Source organism: Streptomyces cucumeris (assembly GCF_024295805.1).
In the GTDB taxonomy this organism is placed as follows: Bacteria; Actinomycetota; Actinomycetes; order Streptomycetales; family Streptomycetaceae; genus Streptomyces; species Streptomyces cucumeris.
Genome location: NZ_JANCLX010000022.1, coordinates 120163 through 136124 on the forward strand (window position 1 = coordinate 120163; position 15962 = coordinate 136124).

Consider the following 15962-nt stretch of genomic DNA (forward strand, 5'->3'; position numbering starts at 1 on the left):
CGCGAACCTAGATGACCCCGTGCGCGTCCATGGCCTCCGCCACCCGCAGGAAGCCCGCCACATTGGCGCCCAGGACGTAGTCGTCGGGGGAGCCGAACCGCGCCGCGGTGTTCCGGCACAGCTCGTGCACCTCGGTCATGACCGACCCCAGCCGGGCCGCGGTCTGGTCGAAGGTCCAGCGGTCGCGCGAGGCGTTCTGCTGCATCTCCAGCGCGGAGGTGGCCACTCCGCCCGCGTTGGCCGCCTTGCCGGGGCCGAACAGCACATCGGCCTCGCGCAGGATGTCCACCGCCGCCGGGGTGCAGGGCATGTTCGCGCCCTCGGCCACCGCCAGCACCCCGTTCTTCACCAGGGCCACCGCCTGCGGCTGGCCCAGCTCGTTCTGGGTGGCGCAGGGCAGCGCCACATCGCAGGGCACGTCGAAGACCGAACCCCGCTCGGAGTGCGTGGCACCCGGCCGGACCTCCGCGTAGGCGGACAGCCGGGCCCGGCGGGCCTCCTTGATCTCCTTGAGGAGTTCCAGGTCGATACCGTCCTCGTCGACCACATAACCGGAGGAGTCCGAGCAGGCCACCACCCGCCCGCCGAGGGAGTGCACCTTCTCGATGGCGTAGACGGCCACATTGCCGGAACCCGAGACGATGACCCGCCGCCCGTCGAAGTCCTGGCCCCGGGTGCGCAGCATCTCCTCGGCGAAGTGGACGGTGCCGTACCCGGTGGCCTCGGTGCGGGCGTAGGAGCCGCCCCAGCCGGTGTGCTTCCCGGTCAGCACCCCCGCCTCGAAGCGGTTGGTCAGCCGCTTGTACTGGCCGAAGAGATAGCCGATCTCCCGGCCGCCCACCCCGATGTCCCCGGCGGGTACGTCGGTGTGCTCCCCGAGGTGGCGGTGGAGCTCGGTCATGAACGACTGGCAGAACCGCATCACCTCCGCCGAGGAACGCCCCTTGGGGTCGAAGTCCGCGCCGCCCTTGCCACCGCCGATCGACAGCCCGGTCAGCGCGTTCTTGAAGATCTGCTCGAAGCCGAGGAACTTCACGATGCCCAGGTTGACGCTGGGGTGGAAGCGCAGGCCCCCCTTGTACGGGCCGAGAGCGCTGTTGAACTCCACCCGGAAACCACGGTTGACCTGGACGTCTCCCCGGTCGTCCACCCAGGGCACCCGGAAGATGATCTGACGCTCCGGCTCGCACAGCCGCTCGAGGATCCTCGCGTCGAGGTATTCCGGGTGCGCGGTGAGCACCGGTCCGAGGCTCTGTACCACCTCACGCGCCGCCTGGTGGAACTCCGGCTCCCCGGCGTTACGCTCCACGACCTGCGCGTACACGGCCTCGATACGAGTGCTGACGTCCATGAATGGCCCTTTCTGCCGACCCGTCGGCGCGTCAGTCTGTCAGCCCCCGGTCGCCCGCGGCGGCAAAACCGCCGGAGATGTGGTGGACGGCGCGTCGCGGTGGACCGGAGCGGGGCGGCTCCCTCACCGGGGTGCCGCCGACCGCCATCGGACCGGTGGTCATCGGAGGTTGACGACCGATTTGCGTCCGCCCGCGGCCGGAGGGACGGTGGAGAGGGGGTGGTGCACAAGTACCAGGCCGTGCCCTCCGGGAGCCCGGCCCGTACACAGGCGAGTACGCGCGTACGCGGTGCGCGCACGCGCGATCACGCACATACGCGATGACGACGCGCCGGTACACGGCGGAACCGCACTCCCGCCAGAACCGCACAACCGTCCTGGCCCACTGATCACTCCGCGCATCGGCGCGTCCCCTCCGAGCGGGGGAAGCGCACAGGAAGCGGAGACAGCCATGACCAACGGACCCATGGACAGGCGTCCCTTCGGCGGCGAGCCGCCGGGGTGGGCGGAGTCCCCCTTGATGAAGCAGAACGCCGAGTACACCGGCCGGTATGTGGTCCTGCTCGACCAGCGGGAAACCCAGCGCGGTATCGACGCCCTCCGCACCTCGGCGGGCATCGCGTCCGTCGAACGGGTCCGCGGGGCCGAGGCCGAGGGCGCCACCGAAATGCTCCAACGCCCCGACACCTCGGTGCTCTTCGACGAACTCGCCACGGCCGTCGTCGAGGTACCCCCCGACCAGCGCCACGCACTGGTCACCACCGCCGAGGCGGAACCCACCATCATCGCGGCCGAGCCGGAGCGGATGGTCTATGCCACGGTGATCACCGAACCCCAGCGGACGCTCACCGGCTTCTTCCCGACCTACCGCAGCGACGAGGACGAGGTGAGCCGGCACACCCGCGCCGAACTCGCCGCCTCGCTCGGCCCGGCCTGGGACGAGCAGAACACCACCTGGGGGCTCCAGGCGATCCGGGCCAACTGGTCCACCCTGACCGGGCAGGCGGTGAAGGTCGCCGTTCTGGACACCGGGGTGGACACCGACCACCAGGACCTGACCGGCTGCATCGAGGCCACCGCCTCCTTCGTCCCCGGGGAGACCGTGGAGGACGGCAACGGCCACGGCACCCACTGCATCGGCAGCGTGGCCGGACCGGTCAAACCCGACCATGCGCCCCGCTACGGCGTGGCGGGCGAGGCCCGGATCCTGGCCGGCAAGGTGCTCAGCGACCGGGGCGTGGGCACCGACGGCCAGATCCTCGCGGGCATGGCCTGGGCGGTCTCCCAGGGCGCGCGGGTGGTCTCCATGTCGCTGGGCGCCGTGGTGGAACCGGGTGAACTCTTCCCGCAGACCTACGAGAACGTGGCGCTGCGCGCGCTCGAACGCGGCACGGTGATCGTGGCGGCGGCGGGCAACGAGAGCCGCCGCCCCCGGTTCGTCGCGCCCGTGGGCCGCCCGGCCAACTGCCCGTCCATCCTCGCGGTGGCCGCGCTCGGCAAGGACCTGGCCACGGCCTGGTTCTCCTGCGGGGCCATCAACGGCGCGGGCGGCGAGGTCAACATCGCCGCTCCCGGTGTGGACATCTTCTCGGCGGCGCCGGACGGCACGTACCAGACGCTGAACGGCACCAGCATGGCCACACCGCATGTGGCCGGGGCACTGGCGCTGATGGTGCAGGCCCATCCCGAGGCCACCGCGGCCGACCTCCGCACCCGGCTGCTCTCCGGGGCGTACCCGCTGCCGCAGCCCGTCGCGGACATCGGCTCCGGTCTGCTCCAGGCACCGTGACCGGCGCGTCCCCGTCCGGCCCGGTCGGGGTGATCCTCTCGGTCGATCCGGACCGGTTCGCCGAGGTGGTGGCCGCCGCGCGCCGGGCCGGACTGACCGTCACCGGGGAACAGGAGGTGCTGGGTTCGCTCTCCGGGACCATCGCGGAGGACCGGATCCCGGCCCTGGAGGCCGTGGACGGAGTGGAGTCCGTCGACCGGGACCGTACCGTCCGGCTCCCCCCGCCGGACGCGCCGGTCCAGTGACCGGCCGGGGCCACCCCCGGCCGGTTGGACCTCATCCCGTTCGGCTGGACGTCATCCCGGTCGGTTGCAGAAGACACAACCGTCCCAGAGCGGCAGGGCGTTCAGCACCCGGTGCCGCACACAGCAGGCCACGGCCGCCTCCCGTGCGGCGGGGAAACCGCCGTCGGCGGCGGGCGGACCGCCGGCCGACGGGGCGTACGAGGCCACCATGGCCCGGAACCGGCGCAGGGACGCCTCGGCGGACACCGGTTCGTACCCCAGCTCCTCCCAGCGGTGCCGGGTCAGGGCGAGATCGACCGTGCGCAGGACGAACTCCCGGGCGCGCGCCCGCTGCTGGGGCGTGGCGCCCCAGTCCACATCGGCCAGGTCGAAGCCGACGGCGCCCCGGCCCATCACGTTCTGGTCCTGGAGCGTCAGCAGCGCGGCGAAGCGGAAGTGCCACGGCCGTTCGGCCAGGGCGCTCACCGCCAGCGTCAGCACCTCGACGAACACCTCCGTACCGCCGTTGGACAGATCCAGCGCCCGGCCGTCGGAGCCCCCGAAGACATTGCCCATCGGGCCAACCTACGCCGGGCGGTGGCGGTGGGGCATCATGGGCACCATGGACGTCGCGTATGCCGACCGGATCACCGTGGCGGAGTACCGGAACCTCCCGGGCCGCCCCACCCCGATGGCGGCCGTCCGCGGTTGACTGCGGGAGCGCGGTATCGACTGGATGCCGTTGGCGGCCGAGGAGATCTGCTGGGACCACGCCTGCGGTATCGGCCCCGACGGCCACTGGTTCGGCTGGTTCCGGGTCCGGGTCGAGGCCGCCGCCCTGTGGCGGCTCGGCCTCCACCCCGATCAGCCCGCCGCCCGGGTCACCGGGCCCTCCCCGCCTGCCTGGTGGCACGCCGAGGCCGAACGCCGGGCCCGCCACCGGCCCGGCCGGACACTCTGAGCGCCGCCCGGCCACCCCGGCGCCCGCCTTGCCGTGGGGCGCCGCGTCACCAGGTCGCCTACGGTGGAATCCCGAGGGGCACAGGAGGTGCCCGTGACGAACGAGCACATCGTCTTCATCCCGGGAGTCGGTGGCCGGGAGTGGCTGTGGCGCCACCAGCAGGACGCCCTCGCCGACATCGCGACCAGCGAGGTCATGGTCCTGGACCGGCAGGCCACCCGGGCCGAGATGGCCGAGCACGTCCTCGCGCACGCCCCCGAGGTGTTCTCCGTCGCCGGTCATTCGCTGGGCGGCTGGGTCGCCCAGGAGATCGCCGCGCGGGCGCCGGACCGGATCTCCCGGCTCTTCCTGTGCGGCACCTGGACGCGGATGGCCCCCGGCACCATCGCCTACCTCGACCACTACGCGGCCCATCTCGTCCGTGACGCCGACGGGGCGCTGGACGCCCACTTCGACCAGCTGCTGCACCACGCCCGCTACGCGGACAAGGGGTTCTGCACCCGGCTCAGGGCGTGGCAGCGCGAGACGGCGCCCGACATCTACGTCCGCCAGCTACGGGCGCTGGCCCATGACTACGCGACCGAGCGGCTGCTGCCGAGGATCACCGCGGACACCCTGGTGATCCACGGCCGCCAGGACCGTGTCGTCACCGAGGAGGAGGCGCGCTTCCTCACCGGGGGCATCGCGGGCGCCTCACTGGCCCTGATCGAGGAGTCCGGTCACTGCACCCCCGTCGAGCAGCCCCAGGCGTTCTCCGCGGTGATGCGGCTGTGGCTGTCCAGGGCCGGGGAGCCGGCACCGGCGGAGCGGGTGGCGGAGTCCCTGGCACTGGGTACCCGGCGACGAGCCGGCTGAGGGCCGGGCGCCCACCGGGCCCGGCCGGGAAAGGAGCCGCCGTCGTGTTCGCCGTGGACACCCTGGCCATCGAGGGCCTGGGCAACCGCAGTTATCTGGCGGGCGGGAAGCACCAGGCGGTGGTGGTGGACCCACCGCGGGACATCGACCGGGTGATCGCCGCCGCGGCCCGGCGCGGGGTGCGGATCGCCTACGTGGCCGAGACCCATGTGCACAACGACTGGGTCAGCGGTGGTCTCGAACTGGCCCGGGTCACCGGCGCCGGATATCTGGTGCCCGCCCGCGCCTCGGTCGCCTTCGACCGCACCCCGGTCGCCGACGGCGACACCCTCGCCCTCGACGACGGGCTGGTGCTGCGGGCGCTGGCCACCCCCGGCCACACCCCGCACCACACCTCGTACGTGGTCGAGGACGACGGCCGTCCCGCCGCCGCGTTCACCGGCGGATCGCTGCTGATCGGTACCGTCGGACGGCCGGACCTCGTCGAGCCCCGGCTCACCGAGCCGCTGGCCCGCGCCCAGTACGCCTCGGCCCACCGGCTGGCGGACGAACTCGACGACGCGGTGCCGGTGCTGCCCACCCACGGCTTCGGCAGTTTCTGCTCCTCCTCCCAGGCCGGTGGCGAGTCCACCACCATCGGCCGGGAACGGGTGCGCAACCACGCCCTGACCGAGGACATGGACACCTTCGTCGCCGAAACCCTCGGCGGACTGGACGACGTGCCCGCGTACTACGCGCATATGGGTCCGGCCAACGCCGCCGGGCCCGCCCCGGTCGACCTCACCCCGCCGCACCGGGCCGGGCCGGACGAGATCGCGGCCCGGCTGGCGGCGGGGGAGTGGGTGGTGGATCTGCGCGGCCGGGTCGCCTTCGCCGACGGGCATCTGGCCGGATCGTTCAACTTCGAGGCGGACGGCAACCTCGCCACCTATCTGGCCTGGCTGATCCCCTGGGGCAAACCGGTCACCCTGCTCGGGCGGAGTCCCGAACAGATCGCCGCCGCCCAGCGCGAACTGGTCCGGGTGGGCATCGACCACCCGGCCGCAGCGGCCAGCGGCGGCCCCGCCGCCTGGGTCCGGGCGGACGAGGAGACCCGTTCCTTCCGCCGGGCCACCTTCGCCGCCCTGGCCACGGCCCTGCGGCGCGGCGCGGAACCGGTCGTCCTCGATGTCCGCCGGGACTCCGAACGCTCCCGCGGCTTCCTCGCGGGCTCGTACCACCTCCCCGTCCACCAGCTGCACGACGGGATGGACCGGGTGCCGCCCGGCACTGTGTGGGTGCACTGCGCAAGCGGGATGCGCGCGGCCATCGCCGCCTCCCTGCTGGACGCCGCCGGACGCGCCGTGGTCGCCGTCGACGACGACTTCGAGACGGCGGCCCGGGCCGGGCTGGAGGTCGTCCGGCCCCGCTGACCGCCCGTCGGCCGGAAACCACCGCGAACCGGGCGAAGAAGTGCACGGGGTCACATCCGAAGGCCCGCGACGCGCCGGTATCGCGTCAACACCCCACCGAATCCCGTCAGCATCGCGTCAGGGACGGCGTCGCTTCCCGGCCCCGGGGAATGAGCAGCCCGACGCGCCCCGGCCGTTCCGGCCGGTGGCCGCGCACCGTTGCCCACCATTCCTCAGGGGAGGACCGCCATGACCGAGCTGCGGTACGGAGACGACGCCGATCCCTCAGAACGGGTCCCGGCCGGACCGCTCTACGTGCCCGTCCGGCCGGGACACGACAGCTGCGCGGTGCGGGTGTTCCGCACCCCCCTCGGTGGCCGCGCCGCCGTCGGCTTCTCCAGCCAGCGGCGTCTGACGGAGGTGCTCGGGGCCCGTCAGCAGTGGATCAGGCTCGCCGCACCGATGCTGCGCGCCCTCACCGAACCGCTGGGCGTCACCGACCTCATCGTCGATCCCAAGGTGGCGGGCGGTCGCGGACAGGCGTCCTCCCGGTCGCTGGAACGCCGCATCCGGCGCCCCCGGGACCCCGAAGGCGTCACCCTCGCCGCACTGCTCTCCGGACGCAGGCCCGGACCCCTCGGCACCGGTATCGGCTGAGGCACGGCGCGTCGTGGTCACACCCCTGCTCCCGGACACCGGGCGCCCGGCACCGGAGCCCGATGACGGGCCGGCCCTCTGGCCCGCCTCGGCCTCCCTGCTCGCCCACGGTGACCTGGCGGTGGGCGGGGTACCGCTCACCGAGGTCGCCGACCGCTTCGGCACCCCGGTCCAGTTGCTCGACGAGGCCGAGGTTCGGGCCCGCTGCCGCGCCTACCAGCGGGCCTTCCCGGGTGCCGGCGTCCGCTACGCGGCCACGGCGTTCCTGTGCCGCGCCATGGCCCACTGGCTGGAGGACGAGGGGCTGGGGCTGGCCGTCCGCTCGGCCGGGGAGCTGGAGCCCGTGTTCGCCGGCGGTTTCCCGCCGGACCGGATCGTGCTGCACGGCACCGCCGAGAGTCCGCGGGACCTGGCGGTCGCACTGCGCCTCGGCGTCGGCCGCATCGTGATCGACAGCCCCTCGGAGATCGCCCGGCTGGCCGCCGCGGTACCCGCGGGCAGCCGCCAGAAGGTGATGGTGCGGGTGGCGCCGGGGATCGCCGCGGGCGGCCACGCCACGATCCGCACCGGTGCCGGGGACCGGAATCCCGGTCTGTCGCTCACCGACGGCTCCGCGCACCACGCCATCGCGCGGGTCCTGGACCAGCCGCGGCTCGAACTGGTCGGTCTGCACTGCCACCTGGGATCCCAGATCACCTCCGCCAAGCCCTACCTGGCGGCGGTGCGGCGCCTGGTCGGGCTGATGGCCCGGGTCCGGGAGCTGTACCGGGTGGTCCTCCCCGAACTGGACCTGGGCGGCGGCCACGCCATTGCCCACCGGCCGGGTGAACCCGCGCTGGACATCGCGGCCCTGGCCCGGCGGGTGCGGACGGAGCTGACCGGGGGCTGCGCCGCGGCGGGGCTGCCGGTCCCGCGGCTGCTGATCGAACCGGGGCGCGCGGTGGTGGGACCGGCCGGAGTGGCGCTCCACCGGGTGGTGACCGTCGAGCGCACCGGGGAGCGCACCTCCGTCGTCGTGGACGGCGGGACGGGCGACAGCCGGCGGTCCGCGCCGTACGGGGTGCGCACGGCGCCCCGGCTGGTCGGCCGCCGCTCCTCGGCCCCGCCGGCCCCGGTGACGGTGGCCGGACGCCACCGCGGGGCCGGTGATGTCCTCGGGGGCGGCACCGAGCTTCCCGCCGACGTCCATCCCGGCGATCTCCTGGCGGTGCCGGTGGCCGGCGCGTACCACCCCGCCATGGCCCCCGGTGACCACCTGGCCGGCCGTCCGCCGGTGGTGGCCGTGGCCGACGGCCACGCCCGGCTGCTGGTACGGCGCGAATCGCCGGCGGATTTCCGCGGCCGCGACATCGGACCGTAGACGCGGCGGAGGGACCGCGGACGGGGCCGCCCCTCCGCGCGGCGGTCTACGGTCGGACCGTGCCAGGCCCCGTCCTCCGGGCACGGGCCGCCACGCCGCCCGGCCCGGCGGCCCGTCCGTCCTTCCGTCCGAGAGAGAGTCCGCACCGTGCTCATCGCCCGCTCCGTCGCCCTGTTCGTGGTCGCCGCCCTCTTCGAGATCGGCGGCGCCTGGCTGGTCTGGCAGGGGGTGCGGGAACACCGGGGCTGGATCTGGATCGGTGCCGGGGTGATCGCCCTCGGGCTCTACGGCTTCGTGGCCACCCTCCAGCCGGACGCCGAGTTCGGGCGGATCCTCGCCGCGTACGGCGGGATCTTCGTCGCCGGATCGCTGGCCTGGGGCATGGTCGCCGACGGCTACCGCCCCGACCGGTTCGATGTGCTCGGCGCACTGGTCTGCCTCGCGGGAGTGGCCGTGATCATGTACGCCCCGCGCGGCCACTGACGGTGCCGCCGGTCCGTGCGGCCGGCTCCCCGGGAAAAGCCATGGGAAAATTTCAATCTCCCCATATCGGACACCGCTTCGGTTCCCGTATACCACTCCAGGGCAACGCATACCTTTCTTTCAGTTGTCCGAAAGGTGGATCCGGTTTGTGTGGTGGGGGTCGGCGGCTCAGAATGCTGATGTATTCAAGGTTGGCTCACTGCGTGTTATCTCACTGAGTGCGGAAATAGCAGGATTTAGCCTTCCGGGCATGGTTCAACTCCACACGCCGACACGGCCCCGGAGCGCGGAACAGAGCGCGGAACAGGGCACGGCCCGCTCCGAGGGCGTCACGGCCAAGGGCCTCAGCGGCAACTCCGTCGGACTGCTCGGCAGCGCCGTGATCGGACTGTCCACCGTCGCCCCGGTGTACTGCCTCACCAGCACGCTCGGTCCCACCGCGGGCGAGGTGGGCCTCCAGATGCCCGCCGTCTTCCTCGCGGGCTTCCTGCCGATGCTGCTGGTCGCCTTCGCCTACCGGGAGCTGAACCGGGCCATGCCCGACTGCGGGACGTCCTTCACCTGGACGGTGAAGGCGTTCGGACCGCGGATCGGGTGGATGTGCGGATGGGGGCTGGTGATCGCCACGATCATCGTGCTCTCGAACCTGGCGGGCGTCGCCACCTCGTTCCTCTATCTGCTCCTCGGCGACATCACGGGAAGCGAACGGGTCGCCGCCATCGGCGACGAGACGGTGCCCCACGTCCTGACCGTCCTCGCCCTGGTCGCCGTCGCCACCGCCGTGAGCTACCGCGGCATCACCACCACCAAGTGGTTCCAGTACACCCTGGTCGGCCTCCAGATGGCCGTGCTCGCGGGTTTCGTCGTCATGGCGTTCGCCAAGGCCGGGGACGTCAGCGGCGCCGCGCACTTCTCCTGGACCTGGATGGACCCGTTCTCGGTGACCTCCTTCGCCTCCTTCACCGCGGGACTGTCCCTGTCGATCTTCATGTACTGGGGCTGGGACGCCTGTCTCACGGTGAACGAGGAGACCCGCGGCAGCGACCGCACCCCCGGGCGGGCCGCGCTGATCTCGATGGTCGTCCTGGTCGGCTCCTACCTGGTGACCGCCGTGGCGGCCCAGATGTACGCGGGCGTCGGCGACCGGGGCGTCGGCCTCGGCAACCCCGAGACCAACGACAACGTCTTCGCCGCCCTCGCCGAGCCGGTCATGGGCCCGTTCGGGGTGCTGCTGTTCGTCGCCGTCCTGGCCAGCGCCGCGGCCAGCCTCCAGACCACCTTCCTGCCGGTGGCGCGCACCGTGCTGGCGATGAGCACCTACGGGGCCATGCCCGCCTCCTTCGCCCGGGTGCACCCCCGCTTCCGCACCCCGGGGCGGGCCACCGTCGCCGCGGGCGTGGCGACGGGCGTCTTCTACACGGTGATGACACTGCTCAGCAAGAACGTCCTGGTGGACACCATCTACGCGCTGGGCCTCATGATCTGCTTCTACTACGCGCTCACCGCCTTCGCCTGCGCCTGGTACTTCCGCCGCGACCTGCTCCGTGACGTCCGGGGCTTCGTGTACAAGGGGCTGCTCCCGGTGCTGGGCGGCGGGCTGCTGACGGCCGTCTTCGCCAAGACCCTCATCGACATGTGGAACCCGGCCTACGGCTCCGGCAGCGCGGTGTTCGGCATCGGCAGCGTCTTCCTCATCGGGGTGGGGCTGCTGCTGCTCGGCGCGGTCCTCATGGTCCTGATGAACCGCCGCAGCCCGGCCTTCTTCCGCGGTGACGTCCTCACCCGGGAGACCCCGGCGCTCGTCGTGGAGGAGTGAGCCCGGGCCCTGCGGTGGCGGGTCCGGCCGGGGCGAGGGACAGTGGTGGAGGGGGATGTCCCGGGGCGTCGCGGAGAGCGGCGTCACCGGCGTCACGGGGGGAGCGGGGGCTCGGGGAACCGACCACAGGCCGTCGGCGACAGGTGGCCCACCATGGCAGGCGACATCGTCCGCATCGCCGTCCACCCCGCGATCGGGATCGCCCGGGTCGGCAACAGCGCCACGGAGTTCTTCCACGGCCCCGAGCTGCCCGACGAACGGCCCGCGGCACCCGGCTTCCACCGCGATGCCCAGGGCGCGATCAAACGGCAGGGCGCCCGGTTCCGGCTGTACGGCTACGACGCCGACGGCCGGGTCGTCCGGGAGGTCACCGCGGACGGCCACGCCCGGATCACCTGGCGGGTCCACCTGGCCAACAAGAAGGCCGCCTGGTACCAGTTCCACCTGGCGCTCGACATCCCCGACGCCAGGGCGCTCGCCGCCGACCGGCTCACCCTGCGCAACAAGGCCGAGGCGGACCGCGCGTCCCTGGTCATCGACCCCGGCAGCCGGACCCTGAGCGGATCCTCCGCCGGTACGGCGGCCTTCGACACCGGGAAGATCAAGGGCGTCACCGTCCGCCTCGGCGAGATGCGCACCGACGCCCTCGGACGGCTGACCGTCCTCGGCGGCACCGGCCGCTCCGGCTCGTGGAACCAGAGTCCGCTGACCGGATTCGCCAACAACGACGGCTGGTACGACGACACCGCGGACGGACCGGTGAGCGCGACCGTCACCCTCGACGGACGGCAGATCCCGGTGGATCCCGCCTGGGTGGTGGTGGCACCGCCCAACTACGCGCCGGGGCTGAAGTCCATCCGCACCCTCTACGACCTCCTGCAGGACGTGTTCATCAGCAAGGGCCGGCTGCCCCGGCCCGAGAAGGTGTCGTTCACCGCACATATCGAACCGGTGCTCCGGCGCTTCTGTGAACTCCAGTGGGTCAACCGCGGTTTCGCCGTCCAGTTCGGCTGGGGCGCCCCCCACCACTTCCTCGACCCCCGCCGACGGGCGCGGCTGGCCGCCCCGGACGACCGCAACCGGGAGACGCGCCGCCAGTTGTACCTGGCCCTGCGCCACTACCCGCGCGACGGTGCCTCCCCCGCTCCCTGGCCGTGGATCTACGGCGACGCCATGGCCTCCCGCCCCCGGTCCCAGCTCCAGCACCTCGCCCTGACGGCCACCCAGGACGCCCTGCTCCAGCGCTGGGTGGCCGGTGACTTCGTCCCCGGGAACTCCGCCGACGGCCCCGCCACCCTGGCCGACGCACCCCTGGCCGAACAGCCCGCGCTGCTGGACCGCGCGGCGCTGGACCACTGTCTCGCGGACGCCTTCCACCCCGGCTGCGAGGTCACCTGGCCGCTCCGGCACGACACGCTCTACACCGCGCCGTTCCGCGTCCGGCAGCGCGCACCCGGCCAGGCCGAACCGTCCTACGGCGCCGAACTCACCCCGGACGTGGCGCTGTCGGCCCGTGGACCGCTGCACGCCCAGGGGCCAGGTGACCTCACCCGGTGGATGGCCGTCCCCTGGCAGGCGGACACCGCGAGCTGCCGCTACGGCTACGAGAGCCTGGCCGGGCTCGGCCCGCGCTACGACCCCTACCTGCCCACGTTCTGGCCCGCCCGGGTGCCCAACCAGGTGCTCACCGAGGAAGCCTTCCGGACGGTCAATACACCGCCTTCGTCGGAGACCGTCGACCGCGACGCGGTGTTCGAGCGGCGGGCGGTGTGGCTGCGCGGACTCACCGGGGCCACCAACCTCCAGCAGATGACCCAGATGGTGAAGGACTGGCCCAAGCTGGGCATCGTCGAGGCACGGGACTACACCGTGGGCGACGGCCGGTTCCCCACCCGGATGCATGTGGAGTCCACCCCGCTGGCACCGCTGGACGCGGAGCCGTACGACCGGAACCTGATCAATCTGCACGTCCCCGAGGCCGGACTGCCCACCCTCGACGCGGACGCCGCCGACACCGCCCTCAGCCGCGCCGTCCGGGCGGCCGTCGAACGGTGGGGCTATGACGAGGCCGAGGTCGCCGTCGGCTACATCGACAAGATCGACCCGTTCCACGAGGGCTGGTGATCCCCGTTCCGCCCGCGCCCCGCGCCCGCTACGACGTCGTGGTCGCCGGTGGCGGACCGGCCGGAACGGCCGCGGCCCTGACCCTGGCCCGGGCGGGCCACCACGTCCTGCTGGCCGACGCGGGCGGCGGCCCCGCGAAACGGGGCGAGTCCCTGCCCGCCGCCGCCCGGGTGGTCCTGGCCGACCTCGGCGTGGCCGACCGGGTGCCGGGCGAGGGCCATCTGCCCGGCTTCGCCCACCTCTCCGCCTGGGGCTTCGCCGTGCCGCACCGGACGGACTCCCTCGACGACCCCCACGGCGCCGGCTGGCACCTCGACCGCGGCCTGTTCGACCGGCGGCTGCGCGACGGTGTACGCGCCACCGGGGCCGAGGTGGCCGAGCACACGGCCGTCCGCCGTCCCACGCGTGCCCCTGGGGGCGGCTGGACCCTGTCGCTGCGCGGGCCCGGCGGCCCCACGACCGTGCGCTGCGCCTGGGTGGTGGACGCCACCGGCCGCCCCGGTGCCGTCGCCACCCCGCTCGGCGCCCGGCACCACCGGCACGACCGGCTCGTGGCGGTCAGGCTCACGCTGGAACCGCACCCCGGGGCCGGCGACGGCACCTCGCTCGTCGAAGCGGTCCCCGACGGCTGGTGGTACACCGCGCTCCAGCCCGGCGGCCACCGGATCGTCGTCCACTGCACCGATGCCGATCTGAGCCCGGCCGCCCTCGCCACCGGTCAGGCCCTCCAGCGGCATTGGGCGGTGACCACCCGTCATCTGGTCCACCGCGCCGCCGGTCACCCCCTCGCCCCCGACGCGGTGCCACGGCGGGCGCCCGCCCACAGCGCCCATCTGGAGCCGGTGTGCGGCGACGGCTGGATCGCGGCGGGCGACGCGGCCGTCGCCTTCGACCCGCTCTCCTCCCAAGGGGTGCTCACCGCCCTGTGCACGGGGCTGCGCGCCGGTCAGGCCGTCGACGCCCGGCTGCGCGGTGACCGCGGGGCGCTACGGGACTACGCCGCGCGGCTCCGGTGGATCCGCGCCGTCTACGCACACCATCTCGACGACGCCTACCGCGCCGAGCGGCGTTGGCCCGCCCAGCCGTTCTGGCGGCGGCGGCACGCACCGGACGCGGGGCTGACCTGGCCCGGAGGGGACGAGGGAAATCCCCAGGGAGAACTCCGGATCGGGCAGACGTAAACCGCGCCCCCCGGGGTACCCGCGTCGCAAGCTGTCGACGGAGCCCCCGGGGGAACGCGATGGCCAGGCTCTTCCGGTCCAGAATGCGGGCCGGTGGAGCCGCCCTGATCGGTGGGGACGGGCCACAGGAGCCACCCGGCCCGGCGGATCAGCGCTCACCGGGCCGGCTCTTCCTCACCGAGGTGCCGGTCCGGTGCGCGCACACCGGGGCGCCGGGCGGCGGTCGCCCTCAGGACCGCATCCATCCCAGCGAACGTTCCACCGCCCGCCGCCAGTTCTCGTACTCCGCCTCCCGGCGCGCGGGATCCATCGTGGGCATCCACTGACCGGCCCGGTGCCAGTTGCGGCGGAGACCTTCCAGGTCCGGCCAGTAGCCGACGGCCAGCCCGGCGGCGTAGGCCGCGCCCAGGGAGACCGTTTCGGAGACCATGGGCCGCACCACGGGGACATCGAGCACATCGGCCACGAACTGCATCAGCAGATTGTTGGCCGTCATCCCGCCGTCGACCTTCAGGGCCTTCAGCGGTTCGGGTGAGTCGGCGTTCATGGCGTCGATGACCTCACGGGTCTGCCAGCCGGTGGCCTCCAGCACCGCGCGGGCCAGATGTCCCTTGGTGATGTACGAGGTGAGGCCGACGACGACCCCGCGGGCGTCGCTGCGCCAGTGCGGTGCGAAGAGCCCGGAGAACGCGGGCACGATGTAGCAGCCGCCGTTGTCCTCGACCGTGCGGGCGAGGGTCTCGATCTCCGGGGCGCTGTGGATCAGCCCCAGCCGGTCCCGGAACCACTGCACCAGCGAACCGGTCACCGCGATCGGCCCCTCCAGGGCGTAGACGGTCGGCTCGTCCCCGATCTTGTAGCCCACGGTGGTGAGCAGTCCGTGCCGGGACCGCACCGGATCGGTGCCGGTGTTCATCAGCAGGAAGCTGCCGGTTCCGTAGGTGCACTTCGCCTCCCCCATGGCGAAGCAGGTCTGTCCGAAGAGCGCCGCCTGCTGGTCGCCGAGGGCGGCACCGATGCGCACGTCCGGCAGCAGCGCCCGCGCCACGCCGTAGCGCTCGGCGGACGGGCGGATCTCCGGCAGCATCGCGCGCGGCACCCCGAAGTAGCCCAGCAGTTCCTCGTCCCAGCTCAGCGTGCGGATGTTCATCAGCATGGTGCGGCTGGCGTTGGTGGCGTCGGTGATGTGCAGTCCGCCGTCCGGCCCGCCGGTGAGGTTCCAGATCAGCCAGCTCTCCACGGTGCCGAACAGCACCTCACCGCGTTCCGCGCGCTCGCGCAGACCGTCGACATGGTCGAACAGCCAGCGGATCCGCGGGGCGGAGAAGTAGGTGGTGGGCGACAGCCCGCAGCGGTCGAGGAAGAAGTCGTCGCCCGTGGTGCGGCGCAGCTCGTCCACCAGGGCGTCGGTGCGGGTGTCCTGCCAGGTGATGGCGTTGCCGATGGGGACACCCGTACGGCGGTCCCAGAGGACCGTGGTCTCGCGCTGGTTCGCGATGCCGATGGCCGCCACCTGGCCGGGGCCGACCCCGGCGTTCTCGAGCGCCCGGGGGACGATCCGGCCCAGGTTGGCCCAGATCTCGGTGGCGTCGTGTTCCACCCAGCCGGGCTGGGTGAAGTACTGCTGGTGCTCCCTCTGGGCGACGGACACCAGACGTCCCTGGTGGTCGAAGAGGATGCACCGGGTGGAGGTGGTGCCCTGGTCGATGGAGAGCACATAGCGTTCAACCATGGCCTGGCCTGCCTTCGCGCGGTTTCGAGCAGGGCATG

14 protein-coding genes are annotated in these 15962 nt (G+C 73.1%); 11 read left to right on the forward strand and 3 right to left on the reverse strand.

Features of this window, described 5'->3' with window-relative positions; all coding sequences use genetic code 11:
- Positions 1-7: 7 nt before the first annotated feature.
- Positions 8-1351 (reverse strand): NADP-specific glutamate dehydrogenase, encoded by a 1344-nt coding sequence (gdhA, locus tag NMK44_RS27935; RefSeq protein ID WP_254748092.1) that lies wholly within the window; start codon positions 1349-1351, stop codon positions 8-10.
- A gap of 451 nt (positions 1352-1802) precedes the next feature.
- Here gdhA and NMK44_RS27940 point away from each other — a divergent pair, with 451 nt between their 5' ends.
- Complete coding sequence (locus tag NMK44_RS27940) at positions 1803-3140, forward strand: S8 family peptidase (RefSeq protein ID WP_254748094.1); 1338 nt, start codon at positions 1803-1805, stop codon at positions 3138-3140.
- On the forward strand, positions 3137-3385 hold the full coding sequence (locus NMK44_RS27945) for a hypothetical protein (RefSeq protein ID WP_254748096.1): 249 nt from the start codon (positions 3137-3139) through the stop codon (positions 3383-3385). The genes NMK44_RS27940 and NMK44_RS27945 overlap by 4 nt, the downstream gene beginning before the upstream one ends.
- Positions 3386-3436: 51 nt before the next feature.
- On the opposite strand, the gene NMK44_RS27950 is transcribed toward NMK44_RS27945, so the two are convergent.
- Positions 3437-3940: a hypothetical protein gene (locus NMK44_RS27950; protein WP_254748098.1), complete on the reverse strand. Its 504-nt coding sequence runs from the start codon at positions 3938-3940 to the stop codon at positions 3437-3439.
- Positions 3941-4100: 160 nt separating this feature from the next.
- Between NMK44_RS27950 and NMK44_RS27955 the strand changes: the two genes are divergently transcribed.
- The 9 genes from NMK44_RS27955 to NMK44_RS27995 all read left to right on the forward strand — a co-directional run bounded on the left by NMK44_RS27955 (position 4101) and on the right by NMK44_RS27995 (position 14192).
- Positions 4101-4325, forward strand: coding sequence for a hypothetical protein (locus NMK44_RS27955; RefSeq protein ID WP_254748100.1), 225 nt, complete (start codon positions 4101-4103; stop codon positions 4323-4325).
- Positions 4326-4418: 93 nt separating this feature from the next.
- Positions 4419-5180: an alpha/beta fold hydrolase gene (locus NMK44_RS27960; RefSeq protein WP_254748102.1), complete on the forward strand. Its 762-nt coding sequence runs from the start codon at positions 4419-4421 to the stop codon at positions 5178-5180.
- Between the two features lie 44 nt (positions 5181-5224).
- Entirely contained in the window at positions 5225-6592 is a 1368-nt protein-coding gene (locus tag NMK44_RS27965) for an MBL fold metallo-hydrolase (RefSeq protein ID WP_254748104.1), read from the forward strand.
- 228 nt (positions 6593-6820) lie between these two features.
- Complete coding sequence (locus NMK44_RS27970; protein WP_254748106.1) at positions 6821-7228, forward strand: SAV_915 family protein; 408 nt, start codon at positions 6821-6823, stop codon at positions 7226-7228.
- A gap of 25 nt (positions 7229-7253) precedes the next feature.
- Positions 7254-8588, forward strand: coding sequence for a diaminopimelate decarboxylase (gene lysA / locus NMK44_RS27975; RefSeq protein ID WP_302888727.1), 1335 nt, complete (start codon positions 7254-7256; stop codon positions 8586-8588).
- 147 nt (positions 8589-8735) lie between these two features.
- Positions 8736-9071 (forward strand): YnfA family protein, encoded by a 336-nt coding sequence (locus tag NMK44_RS27980; RefSeq protein ID WP_254748110.1) that lies wholly within the window; start codon positions 8736-8738, stop codon positions 9069-9071.
- A 250-nt stretch (positions 9072-9321) separates the two neighbouring features.
- Complete coding sequence (locus NMK44_RS27985) at positions 9322-10887, forward strand: APC family permease (protein WP_254748112.1); 1566 nt, start codon at positions 9322-9324, stop codon at positions 10885-10887.
- Between the two features lie 153 nt (positions 10888-11040).
- On the forward strand, positions 11041-13011 hold the full coding sequence (locus NMK44_RS27990) for a LodA/GoxA family CTQ-dependent oxidase (protein ID WP_254748114.1): 1971 nt from the start codon (positions 11041-11043) through the stop codon (positions 13009-13011).
- A complete protein-coding gene (locus tag NMK44_RS27995; protein ID WP_254748116.1) occupies positions 13008-14192 on the forward strand; it encodes an FAD-dependent monooxygenase in 1185 nt (394 codons plus the stop codon). The genes NMK44_RS27990 and NMK44_RS27995 overlap by 4 nt, the downstream gene beginning before the upstream one ends.
- A 229-nt stretch (positions 14193-14421) precedes the next feature.
- Here NMK44_RS27995 and glpK read toward each other — a convergent pair whose 3' ends face one another.
- Positions 14422-15924, reverse strand: coding sequence for a glycerol kinase GlpK (gene glpK, locus NMK44_RS28000; protein ID WP_254748117.1), 1503 nt, complete (start codon positions 15922-15924; stop codon positions 14422-14424).
- Positions 15925-15962: the final 38 nt, after the last annotated feature.

Bases quoted from the DNA above. Each gene is read 5' to 3' on its own strand.
- NMK44_RS27940 (WP_254748094.1), top strand. From the start codon at position 1,803: ATGACCAACGGACCCATGGACAGGCGTCCCTTCGGCGGCGAGCCGCCG.
- glpK (WP_254748117.1), bottom strand. From the start codon at position 15,924: ATGGTTGAACGCTATGTGCTCTCCATCGACCAGGGCACCACCTCCACC.
- gdhA (WP_254748092.1), bottom strand. From the start codon at position 1,351: ATGGACGTCAGCACTCGTATCGAGGCCGTGTACGCGCAGGTCGTGGAG.
- NMK44_RS27990 (WP_254748114.1), top strand. From the start codon at position 11,041: ATGGCAGGCGACATCGTCCGCATCGCCGTCCACCCCGCGATCGGGATC.
- NMK44_RS27955 (WP_254748100.1), top strand. From the start codon at position 4,101: ATGCCGTTGGCGGCCGAGGAGATCTGCTGGGACCACGCCTGCGGTATC.
- NMK44_RS27950 (WP_254748098.1), bottom strand. From the start codon at position 3,940: ATGGGCAATGTCTTCGGGGGCTCCGACGGCCGGGCGCTGGATCTGTCC.
- NMK44_RS27985 (WP_254748112.1), top strand. From the start codon at position 9,322: ATGGTTCAACTCCACACGCCGACACGGCCCCGGAGCGCGGAACAGAGC.
- NMK44_RS27970 (WP_254748106.1), top strand. From the start codon at position 6,821: ATGACCGAGCTGCGGTACGGAGACGACGCCGATCCCTCAGAACGGGTC.